The organism is Micromonospora palomenae (genome assembly GCF_007829925.1).
In the GTDB taxonomy this organism is placed as follows: domain Bacteria; phylum Actinomycetota; class Actinomycetes; order Mycobacteriales; family Micromonosporaceae; genus Micromonospora; species Micromonospora purpureochromogenes.
In genome coordinates, this window is sequence record NZ_VIXA01000004.1 from 26963 (window position 1) to 47109 (window position 20147).

At 74.8% G+C, this 20147-nt stretch carries 18 protein-coding genes and 1 riboswitch; of the genes, 10 read left to right on the plus strand and 8 right to left on the minus strand.

Features of this window, described 5'->3' with window-relative positions; translation table 11 throughout:
* Positions 1–23: 23 nt before the first annotated feature.
* Positions 24–1028: a sigma-70 family RNA polymerase sigma factor gene (locus FHX75_RS24815; RefSeq protein ID WP_154942775.1), complete on the minus strand. Its 1005-nt coding sequence runs from the start codon at positions 1026–1028 to the stop codon at positions 24–26.
* A gap of 57 nt (positions 1029–1085) precedes the next feature.
* A complete protein-coding gene (locus tag FHX75_RS24820) occupies positions 1086–1667 on the minus strand; it encodes a GNAT family N-acetyltransferase (protein WP_154942776.1) in 582 nt (193 codons plus the stop codon).
* 35 nt (positions 1668–1702) lie between these two features.
* On the opposite strand from FHX75_RS24820, the gene FHX75_RS24825 reads away from it, so the two are divergent.
* Positions 1703–3016, plus strand: coding sequence for a glycosyltransferase 87 family protein (locus FHX75_RS24825; protein WP_154943142.1), 1314 nt, complete (start codon positions 1703–1705; stop codon positions 3014–3016).
* Here the strand turns inward: FHX75_RS24825 and FHX75_RS24830 are convergent.
* Positions 2915–3466: a GNAT family N-acetyltransferase gene (locus FHX75_RS24830; protein ID WP_154942777.1), complete on the minus strand. Its 552-nt coding sequence runs from the start codon at positions 3464–3466 to the stop codon at positions 2915–2917. The genes FHX75_RS24825 and FHX75_RS24830 overlap by 102 nt on opposite strands.
* 78 nt (positions 3467–3544) lie before the next feature.
* Between FHX75_RS24830 and FHX75_RS24835 the strand changes: the two genes are divergently transcribed.
* From FHX75_RS24835 to FHX75_RS24860, 6 genes are all read left to right on the plus strand, one after another.
* Positions 3545–4774 carry a winged helix-turn-helix domain-containing protein gene (locus FHX75_RS24835; protein WP_154942778.1) on the plus strand — a complete coding sequence of 410 codons (1230 nt, stop codon included), beginning with the start codon at positions 3545–3547 and terminating at the stop codon, positions 4772–4774.
* 4 nt (positions 4775–4778) lie between these two features.
* A complete protein-coding gene (locus tag FHX75_RS24840) occupies positions 4779–5459 on the plus strand; it encodes a DUF2752 domain-containing protein (RefSeq protein WP_425463535.1) in 681 nt (226 codons plus the stop codon).
* Positions 5460–5635: 176 nt separating this feature from the next.
* Positions 5636–6379, plus strand: coding sequence for an FAD-dependent thymidylate synthase (gene thyX / locus FHX75_RS24845; RefSeq protein ID WP_154943144.1), 744 nt, complete (start codon positions 5636–5638; stop codon positions 6377–6379).
* Positions 6380–6425: 46 nt separating this feature from the next.
* Entirely contained in the window at positions 6426–7352 is a 927-nt protein-coding gene (dapA, locus tag FHX75_RS24850; RefSeq protein WP_154942779.1) for a 4-hydroxy-tetrahydrodipicolinate synthase, read from the plus strand.
* A 52-nt stretch (positions 7353–7404) separates the two neighbouring features.
* Entirely contained in the window at positions 7405–9093 is a 1689-nt protein-coding gene (locus FHX75_RS24855; RefSeq protein ID WP_154942780.1) for a ribonuclease J, read from the plus strand.
* 188 nt (positions 9094–9281) lie between these two features.
* Positions 9282–10853, plus strand: a complete 1572-nt coding sequence (locus FHX75_RS24860) for a S1 family peptidase (RefSeq protein WP_154942781.1) — start codon at positions 9282–9284, stop codon at positions 10851–10853.
* Positions 10854–10980: 127 nt separating this feature from the next.
* On the opposite strand, the gene FHX75_RS24865 is transcribed toward FHX75_RS24860, so the two are convergent.
* Genes FHX75_RS24865 through FHX75_RS24875 form a run of 3 tightly spaced genes read right to left on the minus strand, consistent with a single transcriptional unit; the run spans position 10981 to position 13947 of the window.
* Positions 10981–11808 (minus strand): isocitrate lyase/PEP mutase family protein, encoded by an 828-nt coding sequence (locus tag FHX75_RS24865; protein WP_154942782.1) that lies wholly within the window; start codon positions 11806–11808, stop codon positions 10981–10983.
* A 58-nt stretch (positions 11809–11866) separates the two neighbouring features.
* Positions 11867–13471, minus strand: coding sequence for a type III secretion system chaperone family protein (locus FHX75_RS24870; protein WP_425463536.1), 1605 nt, complete (start codon positions 13469–13471; stop codon positions 11867–11869).
* Positions 13468–13947 (minus strand): YbjN domain-containing protein, encoded by a 480-nt coding sequence (locus tag FHX75_RS24875; protein ID WP_154942783.1) that lies wholly within the window; start codon positions 13945–13947, stop codon positions 13468–13470. The genes FHX75_RS24870 and FHX75_RS24875 overlap by 4 nt, the downstream gene beginning before the upstream one ends.
* Positions 13948–14061: 114 nt before the next feature.
* On the opposite strand from FHX75_RS24875, the gene FHX75_RS24880 reads away from it, so the two are divergent.
* Entirely contained in the window at positions 14062–16515 is a 2454-nt protein-coding gene (locus FHX75_RS24880; RefSeq protein ID WP_154942784.1) for an FtsK/SpoIIIE family DNA translocase, read from the plus strand.
* A gap of 168 nt (positions 16516–16683) precedes the next feature.
* Here FHX75_RS24880 and FHX75_RS24885 read toward each other — a convergent pair whose 3' ends face one another.
* Together FHX75_RS24885 and FHX75_RS24890 are read right to left on the minus strand one after the other, a co-directional pair.
* Positions 16684–16929, minus strand: coding sequence for a hypothetical protein (locus FHX75_RS24885; protein WP_154942785.1), 246 nt, complete (start codon positions 16927–16929; stop codon positions 16684–16686).
* A gap of 107 nt (positions 16930–17036) precedes the next feature.
* The gene (locus FHX75_RS24890; RefSeq protein WP_154942786.1) at positions 17037–17351 is read right to left on the minus strand and encodes a DMT family transporter; all 315 of its coding nucleotides are present in this window, start codon (positions 17349–17351) and stop codon (positions 17037–17039) included.
* A 61-nt stretch (positions 17352–17412) separates the two neighbouring features.
* A riboswitch (guanidine-III (ykkC-III) riboswitch) is annotated at positions 17413–17476 on the minus strand.
* A gap of 91 nt (positions 17477–17567) precedes the next feature.
* Here FHX75_RS24890 and FHX75_RS24895 point away from each other — a divergent pair.
* Complete coding sequence (locus tag FHX75_RS24895) at positions 17568–18491, plus strand: ornithine cyclodeaminase family protein (protein WP_170285473.1); 924 nt, start codon at positions 17568–17570, stop codon at positions 18489–18491.
* A 75-nt stretch (positions 18492–18566) separates the two neighbouring features.
* The gene (gene rimO / locus FHX75_RS24900) at positions 18567–20114 is read left to right on the plus strand and encodes a 30S ribosomal protein S12 methylthiotransferase RimO (RefSeq protein WP_246158586.1); all 1548 of its coding nucleotides are present in this window, start codon (positions 18567–18569) and stop codon (positions 20112–20114) included.
* Positions 20115–20147: the final 33 nt, after the last annotated feature.

Below are 20147 nucleotides of genomic sequence, written 5' to 3' on the forward strand. Positions count from 1 at the left end.
ACGGGCCCATCGGCGCCGTACCGCTAGGGCAGCCGCTCGGGCAGGCCGAACAGCGGGAAGAGCCGCGGCTGGAGGAAGTGGGTGAGCCGGATGATCCGACCGCCGGAGGACTCCACCAGCTGGATCGAGAACGCGCGATGGCCGCCGGCCGGGTCGGGCCGGAACTGCGCGAGGGCCGACCCGCCGTTGGCGGCCACCGGCAGCAGCCGGGAACCCCGGCAACCGGCGCCCGGCCCGGTCAGCCACCGGCCGATGTCGGCCGCCCCCCGCAGCCACACCGGATACGGCGGCATGGCGTGCACCGCGTCCTCGCGCAGCAGCGCCACCAGGGCGTCGATGTCGTACCGCTCGAAGACCTGGACGTAGCGGTCGAGCAGCTCCCGGTGCTCCCGGTCCAGCGCGGGGGCCGGCGCGGCCGCCTCCCGGTCGGCCATCGTGGCCCGGGCCCGCTGCAAGGCGCTGGTCACCGCGGCGACGGTGGTGTCGAGCAGTTCGGCGACCTCGCCGGCCCGCCAGCGCAGCACGTCCCGCAGGATCAGCACCGCGCGCTGCCGCGGCGGCAGGTGCTGCAACGCGGCGACGAAGGCCAGCCGGACCGACTCGCGGGTCACCGCCAGCTCGGCCGGGTCCTCGGGAAGGACGACGGCGTCCGGCGCCGGCTCCAGCCACTCCCGGCCCGACCCGGGCGCGCCGAGCGACGTCGCCACCGGGGCGGACGGCACCCCGAGGTCCATCGGCAGCGCCCGCCGGCCCTGGCCCCGCAGCAGGTCAAGGCAGACGTTGGTGGCGATCCGGTAGAGCCAGGTGCGCAGGCTGGACCGCCCGTCGAAGCGGTCGAGGCCGCGCCAGGCCCGCAGCATCGTCTCCTGCACCGCGTCCTCGGCGTCGAAGACCGAACCGAGCATCCGGTAGGCGTAGCCGGTCAGCTCGACGCGGAACCCCTCCAGACCGGCGGGGTCGGCCGCCGAGCGCGCGCCGGGGGCGGCCCGGTCCGGGCCCGCGTCGGGTCTCGCCGTCGCTGCGGTCATGCGGCCACCGTAGGCGAGGCCTCCGACACCGGTGGCCGACGGCGCGCCGCCCGCCGCTCAGTCGGTGGCGACCGGCTCGGCCGGGACCGCGACGTGCAGCCGGAGCTGGGGGACCAGCATGTCGTCGACGTCCAGCGCCCGCGCCGCGCCGTCCGGCTCCCAGCCGGTGGAGGTGAGGAACTTCCGGGTCGCCTCGTCGCCGTCGAACGCCCAGGCCACCGCCCGGTCGAAGCCGTCGGTGCGCCACAGGTCCACGGTGGCCGCGAGCAGCCGGCTGCCGTGCCCGCGCCGGCCCCAGCGGGGCTCGACCAGCAGGTCCGTCACCGCCGCCACGCCCTCGGCCAGCGCCTCGGCCGGCTCACCGGGGGCGAGCGCCTCGGCGTCCGCCGGACCGGAGGCGGCGAACCCCACCAGATAGGATTGCTCGGCCTGTTCGACGGCGACCAGCACGCGGTGCGCGCCGGAGGGCGGCTCCTGCACCGCCGCGCTCCACCGCCGGGCGAGCCATGCCTCGTCCAGGTTGTCGAGCACGTGCCGGGGCAGGATCCGGCGATAGGCGACCCGCCAGGTCGCGAGCTGGATGCGTGCGATCTCGCCGGCGTCCTCGGGACGCGCCGGGCGGACGTACCCCATGGCCATGGGACGGAAGCCTACGCAGGGCGGGAGTGACGATGGTGGCGCAGGGTGCCAGGCGGACGGCCGCGCAGGTCGCCGGGGTGGTCGCGCTCGCCGTCGCGGTGACGGCCTTCCTCTCCGTGGCGGCCGTCCGGCACGGCTTCTTCGACCTCAAGGTCTACTACGGCGCGCTGACCTTCTGGGTGCACGACCACGGCGAGATCTACGACTACCTCAAGCCCGGCACCCAGTACGGCTTCACCTACCCGCCGTTCGCCGCCCTGGTGATGCTGCCGATGGCGTACCTGCCGTGGCCGGCGGCGATCACCGTCAGCGTGGCCGCCAGCGTGGTGGTCAGCGCGGTGCTCATCTGGTGGCTGCTCGACCCGGTCTCCCGCCGGGCCGGCTGGTCCCGCTGGTTCACCCTGGCCGTCGCGCTCTGCCTGGCCGCCGCGTACGAGCCGATGCGCGAGACGATCAACTTCGGCCAGGTCAACATGCTGCTGCTCTTCCTGGTCGGACTGGACCTGCTGCGGCTGCTGCCGGCCGGCAGCCGGTGGGCCGGCGTGGGCATCGGGCTGGCCACCGCGATCAAGCTGACCCCGGGCGTCTTCATCGTCTACCTGCTGATCACGCAGCGCTGGCGGGCCGCGTTCACCTCGATGGCGGCCGCGGCGGTGGCGACCCTGCTCGCCGCCGGGCTCTTCCCGGACGCCTCCCGGGAGTTCTGGACCTCGTCGCTGTGGAACACCAGCCGGGTGGGGGAGCTGGCGTTCGTCTCCAACCAGTCGTTGCGCGGGGTGGTGGCCCGGCTGGACCCCGACCACCCGAGCACGCTGGCCTGGCTGCTGCTGGTCCTGACTGCCCTCGGGATCTGGGCCTGGCGGTCCCGGGCGGCGGTGGCCGCCGGCGACGAGGCCACCGGGCTGGCGCTGACCGGCGCGCTGATGTGCCTGGTCAGCCCGGTCACCTGGGTGCACCACCTGGTCTGGCTGATCCCGGCGCTGATCCTGCTGGTCGACAACGCGATGGCCGCGCCCGCGCACGGTCCGCGGCGGCGGGCCCTGCTGGCCTTCGCGGTCATCGCGTACGGGCTGCTGATCAGCCGGATCGTCTGGGCCTGGGAGAAGGACTTCACCGGCCTGGACGGCTTCCTGGGCAGCAACACCTACGTCTGGATCAGCCTGGCCCTGCTGATGCTGCTGCCGATCCGGCGCTGGGCCGTCCCGGCCGCCACCGGTCCGGCCGCCGGGCGTCCGGAACCCACCGGGTCAGCCGTCGAGCCGGCCGACGTACCGCAGCTCGTCGAGCCGGACCGGGGGACGCCCACCGGCGAGCGGCACCGGGTAGGTGGACCGCTCGCCGTCCGCTGACAACCCGGCCCGCTCGTAGAAGCGGCGGGCCCGGGTGTTCTCGGCCAGCACCCAGAGCCGGTACTCCCGCCAGCCCCGGCCCGCCAGGCCGTCGCGGGCCGCGGCCAGCAGCGCCCGCGCGGTGCCGTCACCCCAGTGCGCCGGCTCCACGTACGTCGCCAGCACCTCGCCGTACGCCGGGTCCAGGTCGCCCCGGTCCTGGTTGTTGCGGTACGGCCCGAAGGTGACGAACCCGGCGGGCACCCCATCGACCTCGGCGAGCAGCGTGGTGAACGGGTGCTCCGGGTCGGCGGTGCCGAGGTCCCGACGCCGTTGCGCCCAGGCCGCCGGGTTGAGCCGGCGCAGCACCTCGTCGGGCATGATCCCGGCGTAGCCGGCCTGCCAGCCGTGGATGTGCACCCGGGCGATCGCCTCGGCGTCCTCGGGCTCTTCGCGGCGGATGGTGAGCATGTGTCCGTTCTATTCCTCGCCGGGCGTCCGGTCCAGCGTCCGCTCCGGCGTCGTACCGCTGGTTTAGGGTGCCCGACGATGGCCGCACCGGAATCACTCTCTCTCGCCCAGGCCCGGCGGGTGGCGCTGGCCGCCCAGGGCTTCGCCGACCCGGCGCCCACCGGCGTGCCCACCCGGCGACACCTGCGCCGGGTGCTGGACCGGGTCGGGTTGATCCAGATGGACTCGGTCAACGTGCTGCAACGGGCGCACTACCTGCCGCTCTACAGCCGGCTTGGGCCCTACCCGACGACGCTGCTCGACACCGCCGCCTACCGCCGCCCCCGCGAGCTCTTCGAATACTGGGGCCACGAGGCGTCGCTGGTGCCGGTGGGGCTGCACGCGGCGCTGCGCTGGCGGATGGCCAAGGCCCACTCCGACGCCTGGGGCGGCATGCGGCGCATCGCCCAGGAGCAGCCCGAACTGGTCGCTTGGGTCCGCGACGAGGTGGCCGCCCGGGGGCCACTGACCGCCGCCGAGATCGAGCACGACGCGCCCCGGGAGACCGGCAACTGGGGGTGGAACTGGTCGGCGGTGAAGCGGGCCCTGGAGTTCCTCTTCTGGGCCGGCGAGGTGAGCGCCGCCGACCGGACGACCTCCTTCGCCCGCCGCTACGACCTGCCCGAGCGGGTGCTGCCGGCGGCCGCCCTGGCCGCGCCCACTCCCACCGACGCCGAGGCGTACCGCACGCTGGTGTCGGCGGCCGCGCGGTCGCTCGGGGTGGCCGCCGAGCCGGAGCTGCGCGACTACTACCGGCTCCCGCTGGCCGGTGCCCGGCAGGCGATCGCCGAGCTGGTCGAGGCCGGCGAGCTGCGGCCGGTGACGGTGCAGGGCTGGCGGCAGCCGGCCTGGCTGCACGCGACCGCCCGGCTGCCCCGGTGGGTGCGCGGCAACACCCTGGTCAGCCCCTTCGACCCGCTGGTCTGGGAGCGGGCCCGCACCGAGCGGCTCTTCGACTTCAGCTACCGGATCGAGATCTACGTGCCCGCACCGCAGCGGGTGTACGGCTACTACGTGCTGCCGTTCCTGCAGGGGGAGCGGTTCACCGCGCGGGTCGACCTCAAGGCCGACCGGCGGGCGGGCGTGCTGCTGGTGCCGGCCGCCTGGATCGAGCCGGGCGCCGACCCGGGGGAGACCGCCGTCGCGCTGGCGGCCGAGCTGTACCGGCTCGCCGGCTGGCTCGGTCTGGACGCGGTGGCCCCGCCGGTCGCCGGGGATCTCGCCGATCCGCTGGCCGCCGCGTTGAAGGGCGTGGCCGGTGTACCGTGAGCGCGTGACGAGCGTGGACGGTTCGGCGGGTCAGCCGGGTCAGCAGGTGCCCGACACCAGCGCACCGCAGGCCGCACCGCCCGGCGCGGTGGCCGCCCCGCACGCCGACGCCCTTCCGGCTGAGGGTGTCGCGCACGGCGCGGGCGACCCGCACGGGCATGCCGGGCACGCCGAGGGCGCCTGGGCGCACGACGGCGCTTCCGCCGCCTGGCCGCCCGGCGCCTACCAGCAGGTCGAGCCGGACCGGCTCACCCGGTTCGTGCTCCGGGTGCACGCGCGCTCGCCCCGCTGGGCGGCGCCGCTGGCCGCGCTCGGCTGCGTCGGCATCGGGCTGGCGTACGCGCTGGTCAGCGACCCCACCCGCAGCGACCCGGACGCCGCCCCGAGCTGCCTGCTCAAGCTGACCACCGGCCTGGACTGCCCGGGCTGCGGCGGCACCCGCGCCCTCTGGTACGTGCTGCACGGCGACCTGCCCGCCGCCGCCCGGCACCACTTCCTCTTCGTGTTCGCGCTGCCCTTCCTGGCGTACCTCTTCGTGGCGTGGGCCGGGAAGCAGGCCTTCGGCTGGCGCCTGCCCGAGCTGCGGATCAGCTCGCCGGTGATCGCCGGGTTCCTCGCCGTCTGGCTGGCCTTCTCGGTGGCGAGAAACCTGCCCTGGGCCCCGTTCACCGCGCTCTACGTCTGACCCCCCCGCACCCGACGGCCCCGCCGCCGCGCGGTCCGGTCTGCGAGATCTTGGACACTTGTCGTTCTCCCGGAACGGAAACTGTCCAAGACTCGCAGCTCACGGCGGCTGTCGCAGCCGGGAGGTCAACTTTCGCGCACCGGGGCGGGGCAACTACAGTCCCAGGAATGCCGGAGATGGTGCAGCCCCAGGTCAAGCTGATCGCATGGACCCAGTTCCAGGCCCCGGACGAGGTGCCGTGGTCGACCGACGCCGACGGCGGTCAGGCCCTGGCGGAGTTCGCCGGCCGGGCCTGTTACCAGAGCTGGAAGAAGCCGAACCCGGCGACCGCGACCAACGCCGGCTACCTGGCGCACATCCTTGAGGTGGGCCACCTGAGCGTGCTGGAGCACGGTTCGGTGAGCTTCTACTTCACCGGGGTCTCCCGCTCCTTCACCCACGAGCTGATCCGGCACCGGCACTTCTCGTACTCCCAGCTGTCGCAGCGCTACGTCCCGGAGCGGGACGCGGCGATGGTCGAGCCCCGGGTGATCGCCGAGGACCCGGAGCTGCACAAGAAGTTCGTCGAGGCGGCCGAGGCGAGCGTCCGGGCGTACACCGAGCTGCTGGAGGGGCTGGAGCAGCGCTTCGTCGACGAGCCGAACCCGACGCTGCGGCGCAAGCAGGCCCGGCAGGCGGCCCGCGCGGTGCTGCCCAACGCCACCGAGACCCGGATCGTGGTGACCGGCAACTACCGGGCCTGGCGGCACTTCATCGCCATGCGCGCCACCGAGCACGCCGACGTGGAGATCCGCGAGCTGGCGGTGGAGTGCCTGCGCCAGCTCCAGCAGGTCGCCCCGAACGTCTTCGCCGACTTCGTCATCTCCACCCTGCCCGACGGCACCGAGGTGGCGACCAGCCCGCACGCCGAGCTGTCCTGAGCCCTTCCCCACCGGGTCTCCGGTGGTCGTCCGCTAGGTTGTGAACATGACGCACGACCACCTTGCCGCCCCCGATCGGGGCGCGTCCCGCCCGTTCGGGCGACTGCTCACGGCCATGGTGACCCCGTTCACCGACGACGGCTCGCTGGACCTGGACGGCGCCGTACGGCTCGCCGCCCACCTCGTCGACGAGCAGGGCAACGACGCGCTGGTGCTCAACGGCACCACGGGTGAGTCGCCGACCACCACGGACGCGGAGAAGGAGACCCTGATCCGGGCGGTGGTGGAGGCGGTCGGCGACCGGGCCAAAATCGTCGCCGGGGTGGGCACCAACGACACCCGGCACACCATCGAGCTGGCCGCGTCGGCCGAGAAGGCGGGCGCGCACGGCCTGCTGGTGGTGACCCCGTACTACAACAAGCCGCCGCAGAGCGGGCTGCTGCGCCACTTCACCGCGGTCGCCGACGCCACCGGGCTGCCGATCATGCTCTACGACATCCCGCACCGGGCCGGGGTGGCCATCGCCACCGACACGCTGGTGCGCCTCGCCGAGCACGGCCGGATCGTCGCGGTCAAGGACGCCAAGGGCGACCTGACCGCCACCAGCTGGGTGCTCAGCCGCAGCGACCTCGCCTTCTACAGCGGGGAGGACGCGCTCACCCTGCCGACGCTGGCCGTCGGCGGGGTCGGCCTGGTGGGCACGTCCACGCACTTCATCGGCGCGCCCGCCAAGCAGATGATCGAGGCGTTCGACGCGGGGGACACGGCGACCGCGCTCGGCCTGCACCGGCGGCTGCTGCCGCTGTTCACCGGAATCTTCCGTACCCAGGGCGTGATCCTGGTGAAGGCGGGCCTGGCGGCCAAGGGCCTGCCGGCCGGTCCGGTGCGGCCGCCGCTGGTGGACGCCACCGCCGACGAACTCGCCCAGCTGCGCGCCGACTGCGCCGCGGCGGGCCTGGAACTGCCCGAATGATCGAACGACACGACGGACGCCGGGTAACGGCGTCGCAGAATGAGGTGGACGCGTGACCGAGGCGCACATCGAGGGTGAGCTGCCCCCGCCGCTGCCGGAGGGTGGCCTGCGGATCATCCCGCTCGGCGGGCTCGGCGCCATCGGTCGGAACATGACCGTCTTCGAGTACGACGGCAAGCTGCTCATCGTCGACTGCGGGGTGCTCTTCCCCGACGTCGAGCAGCCGGGCGTCGACCTGATCCTGCCGGACTTCGGTCCGATCCTGGACCGGCTGGACGACGTCCAGGCGATCGTGCTCACCCACGGTCACGAGGACCACATCGGCGCGGTGCCGTACCTGCTCGCCCACAAGCCGGACATCCCGCTGGTCGGTTCCCAGTTCACCCTGGCCCTGGTCGAGGCGAAGCTGGCCGAGCGGCGGATCCAGCCGTACACGCTGACCGTGCGGGAGGGCGGCCGGGAGCGGCTGGGCCCGTTCGAGTGCGAGTTCTTCGCGGTCAACCACTCGATCCCGGACGCCCTCGCCGTGGCCATCCGCACCCCGGCCGGGCTGGTGCTGCACACCGGCGACTTCAAGATGGACCAGCTCCCGCTGGACGGCCGGATCACCGACCTGGCCGGCTTCGCCCGGCTCGGTGCGGAGGGCGTCGACCTGCTGCTGTCGGACTCCACCAACGCGGAGATCCCCGGCTTCGTCACCCCCGAGCGCGAGATCGGGCCGGTGCTCGACTCGATCTTCGCCAAGGCGCGGGGACGGATCATCGTCGCCTCGTTCGCCTCGCACGTGCACCGGGTGCAGCAGGTCTTCGACTCGGCGATCGAGCACGGCCGCAAGGTGGCGCTGATCGGCCGGTCGATGGTGCGCAACATGGGCATCGCCCGCGACCTCGGCCTGCTCAACATCCCGCCCGGCCTGGTGGTCGGGCTGGAGGAGGCCACCACGCTGCCGCCCGAGCAGATCCTGCTGATGTCCACCGGCTCCCAGGGCGAGCCGATGAGCGCCCTCGGCCGGATGGCCAGCGGCGACCACCGGCACATCACCATCGCCCCCGGCGACACGGTGGTGCTGGCCAGCTCGCTGGTGCCGGGCAACGAGACCTCCGTCTACCGGGTGATCAACCGGCTGGCCCGCGCCGGCGCGGTGGTCGTGCACAAGGACGTGGCCAAGGTGCACGTCTCCGGCCACGCCCCCGCCGGCGAGCTGCTCTACCTGCTCAACATGGTGCGCCCGAGCAACCTGATGCCGGTGCACGGCGAGTGGCGGCACCTGCGGGCGCACGCCCGCCTCGGCGTCGAGTCCGGCGTCGCCCCCGACCGGGTGGTGCTCTGCGAGGACGGCGACGTGGTCGACCTGGTCGAGGGCCGGGCCAGCCTGGTCGGGCACGTGAAGAGCCGCTACGTCTACGTCGACGGGCTCGCCGTCGGCGACGTCAGCGAGTCGCTGCTCACCGAGCGGCGGATCCTCGGCGACGGCGGCTTCATCGCCACCACCGTGGTGGTCGACTCGGTCACCGGCAAGGTGGTCGGCGGCCCCACCCTCTCGGCGAAGGGCTTCTCCGAGGACCCGGAGGCGTTCAACCCGGTCGTCCCGCTGGTCACCGAGGCGCTCAACCGGGCCGCGGCGGACGGCATCACCGACCCGCACCAGCTCCAGCAGATCGTCCGGCGCACCGTCGGGCGCTGGGTCAACGACAAGTACCGGCGCCGCCCGATGATCGTCCCGACGGTCGTCGAGGTCTGACCCACCAGCTCCGCACGCCGGTCCACCGTCCGCGGTGGGCCGGCGTCGTCGTGTCCGGGTACGCCGCGGCGAGTGACCGCCCGGACACGCTGCGCTGAAAGGTCCGGTTCCGGGTCAACCGATCGGCCGTCGTCTCCGTACTCCGTTCCGGCAGGCGTACCCCGCGCCGGCCGGGAGGAGCTTGGCGGATGGACCGCAGACGGATGACAGCCATCGGTGTCGTGGTGGCGGCGGCGGGATTGACGGCGGCGGTGACCCTGCCGTCGTTCGCCGGTGAGAACGCCGCCCCGCGAGCCGGTGGACCGGCCGGGGCGAACGCCACCGGCGGGGTGGCCCCCGAGGTGCTGGACGCGATGAGCCGCGACCTCTCGCTCAGCCGGGAGCAGGCGGTACGGCGGTTGGCGGCCGAGCGGCGGGCCACCGGCACCCTCGGCCGGCTGCGCGCCGAGCTGGGCGCGGCGTACGGCGGCAGCTGGCTCAGCGCCGACGGCGCCACGCTGACCGTGGCGGTCGCCGACCCGAGGCAGGCGGACCGGGTCCGCGCCGCCGGTGCGGTGCCGAAGGAGGTCGACCGGGGCGTGCGGGAGCTGGACGCGGTCAAGGGCCGGCTCGACACGGCCGGTGGCCGGGCCACCCCGGACATCGCCGGCTGGTACGTCGACGTCGCCACCAACTCGGTGGTGGTGCTCGCCCGGCCGGGCGCGGAGGAGGCCGGACGCCGGTTCGCGGCGGCGACCGGGGCGCCGGCCGGGGCGGTACGGGTGACCGCCTCCACCGAGTCCCCGCGGCCGCTGTTCGACGTGCGGGGCGGCGACGCGTACTTCATCAACAACGCCGGCCGCTGCTCGGTCGGCTTCTCCGTGGTCGGCGGCTTCGTCACCGCCGGGCACTGCGGCCAGCCGGGGGACCGCACCACCGGCGCGAACCGGGTCGCCCAGGGCACCTTCGCCGCGTCCTCGTTCCCCGGCGACGACTGGGCGTTCGTCGAGGTCAACAACCAGTGGACGCCGCAGGGCGTGGTGAACGACTTCAACGGCGGCACGGTGCCGGTCAACGGCTCCACCGAGGCCCCGGTCGGCGCCTCGATCTGCCGCTCCGGCTCCACCACCGGCGCCCGCTGCGGGGTGGTCCAGGCCAAGAACGCCACCGTGAACTACCCGGAGGGCACGGTCACCGGGCTCACCCGGACCAACGTCTGCGCCGAGCCCGGCGACTCGGGCGGGGCGTGGCTCTCCGGCGACCAGGCGCAGGGCGTCACCTCCGGCGGGTCCGGCGACTGCACCACCGGCGGCATCACGTTCTTCCAGCCGGTCAACGAGATCCTCCAGCGCAACAACCTGACCCTGGTCACCGCGGAGAGCCGGTCGGCCCCCGCCGAGCCGCCCGCCGGCGGCGACGCCACCGCCCCGCCGGCGGCCGCCGCCCCCACCGCCCCGCCGGCCGGCGACTCCTCGGTCTGCACCGGCGACGTCAGCCGCTCCGGCGCCATCGCCGCCGGCCGTTCCCAGGCGCAGCCCGACGGCCGCTGGTTCGTCGCCGACGGCGGCGCGCAGAGCGCCTGCCTCGACGCCCCCGACGGCGCCCAGCTGGTGCTGGAACTCCAACGCTGGACCGGCACCGGCTTCCGGACCGTGGCCCGGGCCGCCACCGCCGACGGCGTGGCGAAGCTGGAGGCCGAGGGCTCGGCCGGCGCCTACCGCTACCGGGTCACCGCACTGAGCGGCTCCGGCAGCTACACCCTCGCCTTCTCGGCGAGCTGACCCACCCCCGACCGCGGCCCCCGACCCCACCGCCCGGTGGTCGGGGGCCGCTCCACGTCCCCGCCCCCCGGCCGGGGCGGGGCTTGTGGTCGGGGTGGGGGCGGGGTGGGGGTCGGGCGCTTGGGGCTCAGCGGAGCAGGGCGTTCAGTTCGCCGTAGGAGGTGGTGGGGGTGAGGGCGGTGTAGGTGCCGCCGGTCAGCGCCTCGGTGGCGGCCCGCCGGACCAGGCCGTACGCGGCCTCGGCCAGCGACGAGCCGAGGCTGACCCGGGCCACGCCCAGTTCGGCCAGGGTGGTCACGGTGGGTGCGCCCGGGCCGGCGAGCACGTTCACCGGTCCGTCCACCCCGGACACCAGCGCGGCGATGCCCGCCACGTCGACCACCCCCGGCACGAAGACGCCGTCCGCCCCGGCCGCCAGGAACGCCTCGGCCCGGCGCAGGGTCTCGGCGAGTCGCTGCGCCGGGTCGCCGACCGCCCGCAGGTAGGTGTCGATCCGGGCGTTGATGAAGAGCGCCACCCCGGCGGCCTCGGCGGCCTGGCGGGCGGCGGCGATCCGGGCGCACTGCTCCGTGGTGGGGCGCAGCCGGGTCGGGTCGTCCGGGTCGGCGTCCTCGATGTTGATTCCCACCGCGCCGGCGGCCAGCACCTCGGTGACGGTCCGGGCGACGCCGGCCGGGTCGGCGGCGTACCCGTCCTCGATGTCGGCGGTGACCGGCACGGTCACGGCCGCGGCGATCCGGGCCAGGGGCGTGAGCGCCCGGCTGCGGTCCAGCGCCCCGCCGTCGGCGACGCCCAGGGCCCAGGCGATGCCGGCGCTGGTGGTGGCCACCGCCGCGGCCCCGCACTCCTCGACCAGGCGGGCGCTGGCCACGTCCCACGCGTTGGGCAGGACGAGCGGTGTACCGGGCCGGTGCAGGGCGCGCAGGTGGGCGGCCCGCTGCTGTGCTGTCGTCATGCGGCAAGTCCACCAGCACGGGGCGTCGGCGTCCGGCGGGTTTCGGACCTCACCCGCGTCAGGGCAGCGCGGCGACCGCGTCGGCGTACGCGACGCCGGTGGCGACCGCCGCGTCGACCAGGACGCCGAGCTGCGCCGGGGCCACCCCGTGCTCCAGGTCGGTGGTCACGTCCCCGGCCAGCACCAGCTCGCCCTCGCCCAGGTCGTGCACGTACGCCTTCGGCAGCAGCCGGTCGTGGTTCCAGGCGTTGCAGAACTCGTACGCCTCGGTCAGCCGGGCCGCCGGAAGTCGCCGCGCCGCCACCACCCGGGCGTGCAGGATCTCGCCGCGCCGCCCGACCTGCCGGAACTGGATCACCGCCTCGTGCCAGCGCCCGACCACCACCCCGCCGGCGTCCACGGCGTAGACGTCGCCTCGGCGGTCCAGCACCGCGATGATCATCGACAGGCTCAGCGGGGCCAGCTCGTCGGCCGCCGGGGCGAACGGCGGGTCCGTCGCCGGGTCGTCGCCGGTCTCCTCGTCGGGCAGCGGCACCGGCGTGGCCAGCGGCCGCTCCGCCAGCCAGGAGGCGATCCGGCCGGACTGGTGCCCGGTGCCGTTGCGCGCGTCGAAGCTGCCGGCCAGCCCGGTGGCCAGGGTCAGCAGGTCGGTGCCGAGGGTCTCCACGTCCACCTCGGCCGTCGGCCGGCCGCCGTGCGCCGGGCGGTGCACCCGCCGCCCGGCCAGCCCCGCCTCGGCGGCGAGGGCGCAGACCAGCGCCCCGGCGGCGGCGAACTCCATCGCGGACAGGTCGTCGTACGGGTGGTCCAGCCGGGGCAGCTGCTCGGCGAGGATGTCCAGCCCCCGGCCGGGGTGCCCGGCCAGCGCGCAGAAGCGCAGGTGCGCGGCGAGGTACGGGAAGGCCCCCCGCTCCCGCCGGTGCCGCCGGTACGCCCGCAGGTGCGCCTGCCCGGCCCGCTCCGCCTCGCCGGTGCGCAGCCAGGGCAGCAGCGCCACGGCCAGCGCCCGCTCGGGCGAGTCGGTGCAGTCCACCGCGCCGTCGAGGACGGGACGCAACGTGGCCAGCGCCGCCGCGTCGTCGCCCCACCCGGCGAGCAGCTCCGCGCGGCGGGCCGGCAGGCAGCCGGGGCAGCCGGCGGTCGGGTCGGGCTCGGCGGCGGCCCAGTCGTCGTACCGGCGGCGGGCGGTGGGCTCGTCGCCGAGGTGGTCAGCGAGCCGGCAGCGCAGCTGGGCGACGAGCCCGGTCTGCTCGCCGGCCCGCCGTGCCAGGTCGTCGAGGAGAGCGCGGGCCTGGTCCAGGCCGACCCGCGGGGTGCCGATCGCCGCCTCGACCGCGTACCGCTGGTGCCGGCGCAGCAGCTCGGCGTCGCCGGGGCGTTCGGTCAGCAGGCCGGGAGACCGGTCGACGGCGGCCAGGCAGCGCCGCACCGGCTCGGCCAGCCGCCACCGCTCCCCGTGCAGCAGGTACGCCTCGACCAGCGCGAACCGGGCGTCCAGCCCGGAATGCGCGTCGCCCAGCGCGTCGGCCCGGGCGGCGATCCGGTCCAGCTCGGCGAAGCGGGCCTCGCCGTCGGGCATGTCCCGGGCGTCGGCCAGCGCCGCGACCAGCTCCGGGACGCGGCCGGTCAGCCCCCGCCCGACGGGCTCGCCCCGGCCGGTCACCGGGTCGTCCCGCCGGGAAGCTGGGCGACGGCGGCGGCCAGTTGGCAGCCGGTGGAGATGCCGCAGTCGAGGAGCTGGTCGAGCTGGTGCGGGGTCACCCCCCGTTCCAGGTCGGTGATCACCTCGCCGCAGACCCGGGCCACCCCCTCGTCGTCGACGTGCACGAACGCCTTGGGCCAGAGCCGGTCGTGGTTCCAGGAGTTGCAGAAGGCGTAGAGCGTCGGGACGTACTCGATGCCGAAGGCCGGGGCGGCCATGGTGCGGACCTGGAGCAGCTCGCCGGCCTCGCCGGGGCGCAGGAACCAGATGAGGTTGTCGTCCCAGCGGCCGACCAGGTCGCCGTCGGCGTCGGCGGAGAACGCGTACCCGCGGTTGACGAGCACCGCGGCGATCAGTTCGCCGGTCAGCGGCCGCAGGGCCTGCGGGTGCCCGGCCAGGGGGTCGTCCGGACCGTCCTCGAAAGCAGGCGACGCCATCGGGCATCCCTTCCTGAGGCAAATAACACGTCTGGGGGCGTGGTCCGTGCTGCGACGCGCGGACACGACCCGGAAAAGCGGCGATCTCCCGGGTCACGCCGTTACGGTGACTGTATGGCGGGCCGTACCTCTCAGGCGAGCCGGCGACGCGGCGCGTCGCCGCGCGGTACCAACAGCCGTGCCCGCCAGCCGGCGAAGAAGGCCACCCGGGCGACCGCCCGGCGGCGAACGGCGGCCCGGCCCGGCCCGGCGGTCTACCTCGGACGCGCGGTCGGTGCACTGTGGATGGGCCTGGCGCACGGCGTGGGCTGGGCGGTCCGCGCCGCCGGCCGGCAGGCCGCCTCCGCCCGTGACCTCGACCCGGAGCACCGCCGCGACGGCGCCGGGCTGCTGCTGTTCGGCTTGGCCATCCTGAGCGGGGTGGGGATCTGGTTCTCCGGCGCGGGCCCGCTCGGCGCCCGGCTGGCCGACACCGTCCGGCTCTTCCTCGGCGCGATCGCGATCGTGGTGCCGGTGCTGCTGATGATCGGCGCCTGGCGGCTGATGCGCACGCCCGCCGACCCGGAACACCGGGGCCGTGGCCTGGTGGGCTGGGGTTCGATGCTGGTGGCCACGGCGGCGATGCTGCACATCGGACAGGATCCGGTCGACCCGGTGCAGCGCGACTACGCCGGCGGGCTGATCGGCGCCGGGGTCGGCGACCTGCTGGAGGCGGGGGTCACCGCCTGGGTGGCGGTGCCGCTGCTCATCCTGCTGCTCGTCTTCGGTCTGCTGGTGGTCACCGCGACCCCGATCAACAAGATCCCCGAGCGGCTCGGCCTGCTCGCCGGCACGCTGGTCGCGCCGCCGGCCGACCCGGAGGCGGAGGAGGACCCGGCCGCGAAGCCGGCCCGCCGCCGGCCGGCGAAGCGGACCGCGCCGCCGCCGCTGGACCCGGACGACCTGGACGACTCCGACGCGGTCAACCTCCAGGACACCCTGGTGCTGCCCCGCAAGCCGCCGGCGAAGGTGCCCGCCAGCCGCAAGCCGGTCGAGCCGCCGGAGCACTCGCCCGCGCCCACCCGCGCCGAGCAGCTCGCGCTCACCGGGCTGGCCGGCGACTACACGCTGCCGCCGGCGAACATGCTCAGCGGCGGCGCCGCGCCGAAGACCCGCAGCAAGGCCAACGACGAGGTGATCGCGGCGCTGACCGGCGTCTTCGAGCAGTTCGACGTGGACGCCGCGGTCACCGGCTTCACCCGGGGCCCGACGGTCACCCGCTACGAGGTGGAACTCGGGCACGGGGTCAAGGTCGAGCGGATCACCCAGCTCTCCCGCAACATCGCGTACGCGGTGAAGTCGCCGGACGTGCGGATCCTCAGCCCGATCCCGGGCAAGAGCGCGGTCGGCGTGGAGATCCCGAACACCGACCCGGAGAACGTCGCCCTCGGCGACGTGCTGCGCTCGCGGGCCGCCACCAGCGACCACCACCCGATGGTGGTGGCGCTCGGCAAGGACATCGAGGGCGGCTACGTGGTGGCCAACCTGGCCAAGATGCCGCACATCCTGATCGCCGGCGCGACCGGCGCGGGCAAGTCGTCCTGCCTGAACTCGCTGCTGGTGTCGATCCTCACCCGGGCCACCCCGGACGAGGTGCGGCTGCTGCTGATCGACCCGAAGCGGGTCGAGATGACCGGGTACGAGGGCATCCCGCACCTGGTCACGCCGATCGTGACCAACGCGAAGAAGGCGGCCGACTCGTTGGAGTGGGTCGTCCGCGAGATGGACATGCGCTACGACGACCTCGCCGCCAACGGGGTCCGGCACATCGACGACTTCAACCGCAAGGTGCGCAACGGCGAGATCAAGGCCCCGCCGGGCAGCGAGCGGGAGATGCGCCCGTACCCGTACCTGCTGGTGATCGTCGACGAGCTGGCCGACCTGATGATGGTCGCCCCGCGTGACGTGGAGGACTCGGTCGTCCGGATCACCCAGCTGGCCCGCGCGGCCGGCATCCACCTGGTGCTGGCCACCCAGCGCCCCTCGGTCGACGTGGTCACCGGCCTGATCAAGGCGAACGTGCCGTCCCGGCTGGCGTTCGCCACCTCCTCGCTGGCCGACTCGCGGGTCATCCTCGACCAGCCGGGCGCGGAAAAGCTGCTCGGCCGCGGCGACGGGCTCTTCCTGCCGATGGGCGCCTCCAAGCCGGTGCGGATCCAGGGCGCCTGGGTGACCGAGCGCGAGATCGCCGACGTGGTGAAGTTCTGCAAGGACCAGCGCGAGCCGGAGTTCCGCCCGGACGTGCTGGCCCCCGCGCAGGACAGCAAGAAGAAGATCGACGAGGACATCGGCGACGACCTGGACCTGCTGGTGCAGGCGGTCGAGCTGGTGGTCACCTCGCAGTTCGGCTCGACCTCGATGCTCCAGCGCAAGCTGCGGGTCGGCTTCGCCAAGGCGGGCCGGCTGATGGACCTGATGGAGACCCGGGGCGTGGTCGGCCCGTCCGAGGGTTCCAAGGCCCGCGACGTGCTGGTCAAGCCGGACGAGCTGGACGAGGTCCTGGTCGGCCTGCGCGGCGCCGAGGACTGACGGTCCCGGCCCGGCGGCCGGCCCCGCCCGCCAGCTGATCGACTCCGTTCCGCCGATGTGGCGGTGTCCATCGACCCGGGACACCGCCACGTCGGCGTCATGGCGACGGCACCCGGGACACGACGAGGCCCGCCGGTACGCCGGCGGGCCTCGCGGGAGTCCGTGGGGTCAGTTGTTGATGATCGCGGCGACGAGGGCGACACCGATGATGGCGCCCACGACGCTGGCGGCGGCGGCGTACCAGCCGAGCGGCTTGTCGCCGAGCACCGCGCCGACGATGCCGAGCACCAGGCCGGCGATACCGAAGATCACCGGCGCCACGAAGATGGCGACGACGGCGAAGACGAAGGCCAGGATCGTGCAGATCCGGGCGGCGTTGCTGCGCGGGCGGGCGGTCGCGTGCATGTCGGCCATGACGTCCTCCGTGGTGAGAGCCTCTTGGGTGTCCGGCCGCTGTCTACCCACTCCGGCCTCGGACTACTCATCAGGGCCGATACCGCTCGTCCCGGCGCGCCCGTCGGTCAGTGGAAGAGCTTGAGCCCGACCACGCCGGCGACCACCAGCAGCAGGCAGGCGATCCGGGCGAGGCTGGCCGACTCGCCGAGCGCCGCCATCCCGTACACGGCGGTGCCGACCGCGCCGATGCCGACCCAGATCGCGTAGCCGGTGCCGACCGGGATCTCGCGCAGCGCGTACGCCAGGCCGAGCATGCTGAGCACCAGGGTGATCAGGAAGACGACGGAGGGGAGGGGGCGGCTGAAGCCGGCGCTGCGCTCGAGCGACACCGCCCACGCGGTCTCCAGCAGGCCGGAGAACACCAGCACGATCCAGGCCACGGGTCATCACCTCGCGAAGCGGGCCCGGACCCTCGGGGCCGGGACGAGTCGGTCTACCTGTCGCGGGGCGTCTTGGCCTGACCGGGTACGCCCACCACTCGTCCGGGACGGCCGGGGCCGCCATCGCCGACGCTAACACCGCCCGGGGCGGGCGGGTGGTGATCTCGCGCACCACCGGTTGAGCTGAACCTGACTTCAGGTTGCAGGATGGCAAGCATGACGCTGATCTTCACCGACCGGGAGGTCGCCGCCGCCCTGGACGCGTCGGCGACCGTCGCGGCGATGCGGGACGCGCTGCTGGCCGCGCACGCCGGCCGGCTCGTCGCCCCGCCTCGGGCGGCCGCCCCGCTGGACGGCGGGCGGATGGTGCTCACCGCCGGCCACCTCACCGGCGAGTGGTACGGCTTCCGGTCGTACGACACCTTCGGATTGCCGGAGTCCGAGCAGCTGGTGGTGCTGCACGACGGGCGTACCGGGGCGGTGCGGGCGGTGGCGGTCGGCGAGGAGCTGGGCTCCCGGCGTACCGGGGGATTGGGTGGGGTCGCGGTGGACGCGCTGGCGCGGCCGGACGCGGTCACCCTCGGGGTGATCGGCTCCGGCCGGCAGGCCTGGACGCAGGTCTGGGCCGCGGCGGCGGTGCGTCCGCTGCGCGAGGTGACCGTGCACAGCCGCTCGGCCGCCCGCCGGGAGGCGTTCGCGGCCCGGGTCCGCGCCGAGCTGGGGGTGTCGGCCCGCGCGGTGGACTCGCCCCGGGCGGCGGTCCGGGACCGGGACGTGGTGGTGCTCGCCACCACCAGCACCACGCCGGTGCTGGACGCCACCGACCTCGCCCCGGGCACCCATGTCAACGCCGTCGGCTTCAAGCAGGCCGACCGGCACGAGTTCGGCTGCGACCTGCTGGACCGCGCCGACCTGCTGGTCACCGACTCGCCGGCCCAGGCGGGCGCCTACTCCCCGCCGATGCTCGCCGCCGTCGAGCCGTACGCGGGCCGGCTGCGCGACCTGGGCGCGGTGCTGGCCGGCGCGGTCCCCGGCCGGACCGGCGCGGACCAGGTCTCCGTCTTCTGCTCCACCGGCCTGGCCGGCACGGAGGTCTTCCTCCTCGACCGGCTGGTGCGGGTGGGCGCGGCGGCGGTCTGACCGGTCGCGGGTGTGAGCCGGCCGATGCGGCGGCCCGCCGTTGCCGGCCCCCGCCCCGCCGCCCGGTACCCTCGGATGGTGTCTGCCACCTCCTCCTCCGACAACTCCAGCTCGGCGCGTCTGACGCCGCGCCGCGACCTGGAGCTGTCGCCCGACGGCCGCCGGGTCGCCCTGCTGACCCTGGGCTGTGCCCGCAACGAGGTCGACTCGGAGGAGCTGGCCGCCCGCCTGCACGCCGACGGCTGGCAGGTCACCACCGACGGCGAGGGCGCCGACGTGGTGGTCGTCAACACCTGCGGCTTCGTGGAGAAGGCGAAGCAGGACTCCATCCAGACCCTGCTCGCCGCCGCCGACACCGGTGCCAAGGTGGTCGCGGCCGGCTGCATGGCCGAGCGGTACGGGCGTGAGCTGGCTGACAGCCTCCCCGAGGCGCAGGCGGTGCTCAGCTTCGACGACTACCCGGAGATCTCCGCCCGGCTGAACGCGGTCGTCGCCGGCGAGGCGGTCGCCGCGCACACCCCGCGCGACCGGCGCGAGATGCTGCCGCTGACCCCGGTCTCCCGCCGGGACAGCGCGGTGTCGCTGCCCGGGCACGGCACCCCCGCCCGGGGCGTCACCGAGACCGACGAGCACACCCCGGCCCACCTGCGCCAGGTGCTGCGCCGCCGGCTCGACACCGGCCCGGTCGCCTCGCTCAAGCTGGCCAGCGGCTGCGACCGGCGCTGCGCGTTCTGCGCGATCCCCGCCTTCCGCGGCGCCTTCGTCTCGCGTACCCCCGACGAGCTGCTGGCCGAGGCGGAGTGGCTGGCCAAGACCGGCGTCCGTGAGCTGGTGCTGGTCAGCGAGAACTCCACCTCGTACGGCAAGGACCTGGGCGACCCCCGGGCGCTGGAGAAGCTGCTGCCGCAGCTGGCCGCCATCGACGGCATCGTCCGGGTGCGGGCGAGCTACCTCCAGCCCGCCGAGACCCGGCCCGGCCTGGTCGAGGCGATCGCCACCACGCCCGGCGTGGCGCCCTACTTCGACCTGTCCTTCCAGCACTCCAGCGAGCCGGTGCTGCGCCGGATGCGGCGTTTCGGCTCCACCGACCGGTTCCTGGAGCTGCTGGCGGGGGCCCGGGCCCTGGCGCCGGAGGCCGGCGCGCGGAGCAATTTCATCGTCGGCTTCCCCGGCGAGACCCGCGCCGACGTCGACGAGCTGGTCCGGTTCCTGACCGAGGCGCGCCTCGACGCGATCGGCATGTTCGACTACAGCGACGAGGACGGCACCGAGGCCGCCGGCCTGCCCGGCAAGGTCTCCGCCGCCACCGTCAAGCGCCGCTACGACAAGCTCAGCGCGCTCGCCGACGAGCTCTGCTCGCAGCGGGCCGAGGAGCGGCTCTCCTCGACCGTCGAGGTGCTGGTCGACTCGGTCGACGGCGGCGTGGTCGAAGGGCGGGCGGCCCACCAGGCCCCCGAGGTCGACGGCTCGACCACGCTGGTCGCGCCGGTCGGCGGCGGGGTCGACCTGGCCGCGCTGCGCCCCGGCGACCTGGTCCGCGCGACGGTCACCGCGACCGAGGGTGTCGACCTGATCGCCGTGCCGGATGAGATGATCTCGGCGGCGCCCGGCGCGGAACGGTGACGGCGGGTCCGGAGGAAGCGGGGGAGCCACGTG

Coding starts and splice junctions, on each gene's coding strand:
- FHX75_RS24860 (WP_154942781.1), top strand. CDS start 9,282: ATGGACCGCAGACGGATGACAGCCATCGGTGTCGTGGTGGCGGCGGCG.
- FHX75_RS24885 (WP_154942785.1), bottom strand. CDS start 16,929: ATGGCCGACATGCACGCGACCGCCCGCCCGCGCAGCAACGCCGCCCGG.
- FHX75_RS24895 (WP_170285473.1), top strand. CDS start 17,568: ATGACGCTGATCTTCACCGACCGGGAGGTCGCCGCCGCCCTGGACGCG.
- FHX75_RS24815 (WP_154942775.1), bottom strand. CDS start 1,028: ATGACCGCAGCGACGGCGAGACCCGACGCGGGCCCGGACCGGGCCGCC.
- rimO (WP_246158586.1), top strand. CDS start 18,567: ATGGTGTCTGCCACCTCCTCCTCCGACAACTCCAGCTCGGCGCGTCTG.
- dapA (WP_154942779.1), top strand. CDS start 6,426: ATGACGCACGACCACCTTGCCGCCCCCGATCGGGGCGCGTCCCGCCCG.
- FHX75_RS24880 (WP_154942784.1), top strand. CDS start 14,062: ATGGCGGGCCGTACCTCTCAGGCGAGCCGGCGACGCGGCGCGTCGCCG.
- FHX75_RS24820 (WP_154942776.1), bottom strand. CDS start 1,667: ATGGCCATGGGGTACGTCCGCCCGGCGCGTCCCGAGGACGCCGGCGAG.
- FHX75_RS24830 (WP_154942777.1), bottom strand. CDS start 3,466: ATGCTCACCATCCGCCGCGAAGAGCCCGAGGACGCCGAGGCGATCGCC.
- FHX75_RS24865 (WP_154942782.1), bottom strand. CDS start 11,808: ATGACGACAGCACAGCAGCGGGCCGCCCACCTGCGCGCCCTGCACCGG.
- FHX75_RS24835 (WP_154942778.1), top strand. CDS start 3,545: ATGGCCGCACCGGAATCACTCTCTCTCGCCCAGGCCCGGCGGGTGGCG.
- thyX (WP_154943144.1), top strand. CDS start 5,636: ATGGTGCAGCCCCAGGTCAAGCTGATCGCATGGACCCAGTTCCAGGCC.
- FHX75_RS24875 (WP_154942783.1), bottom strand. CDS start 13,947: ATGGCGTCGCCTGCTTTCGAGGACGGTCCGGACGACCCCCTGGCCGGG.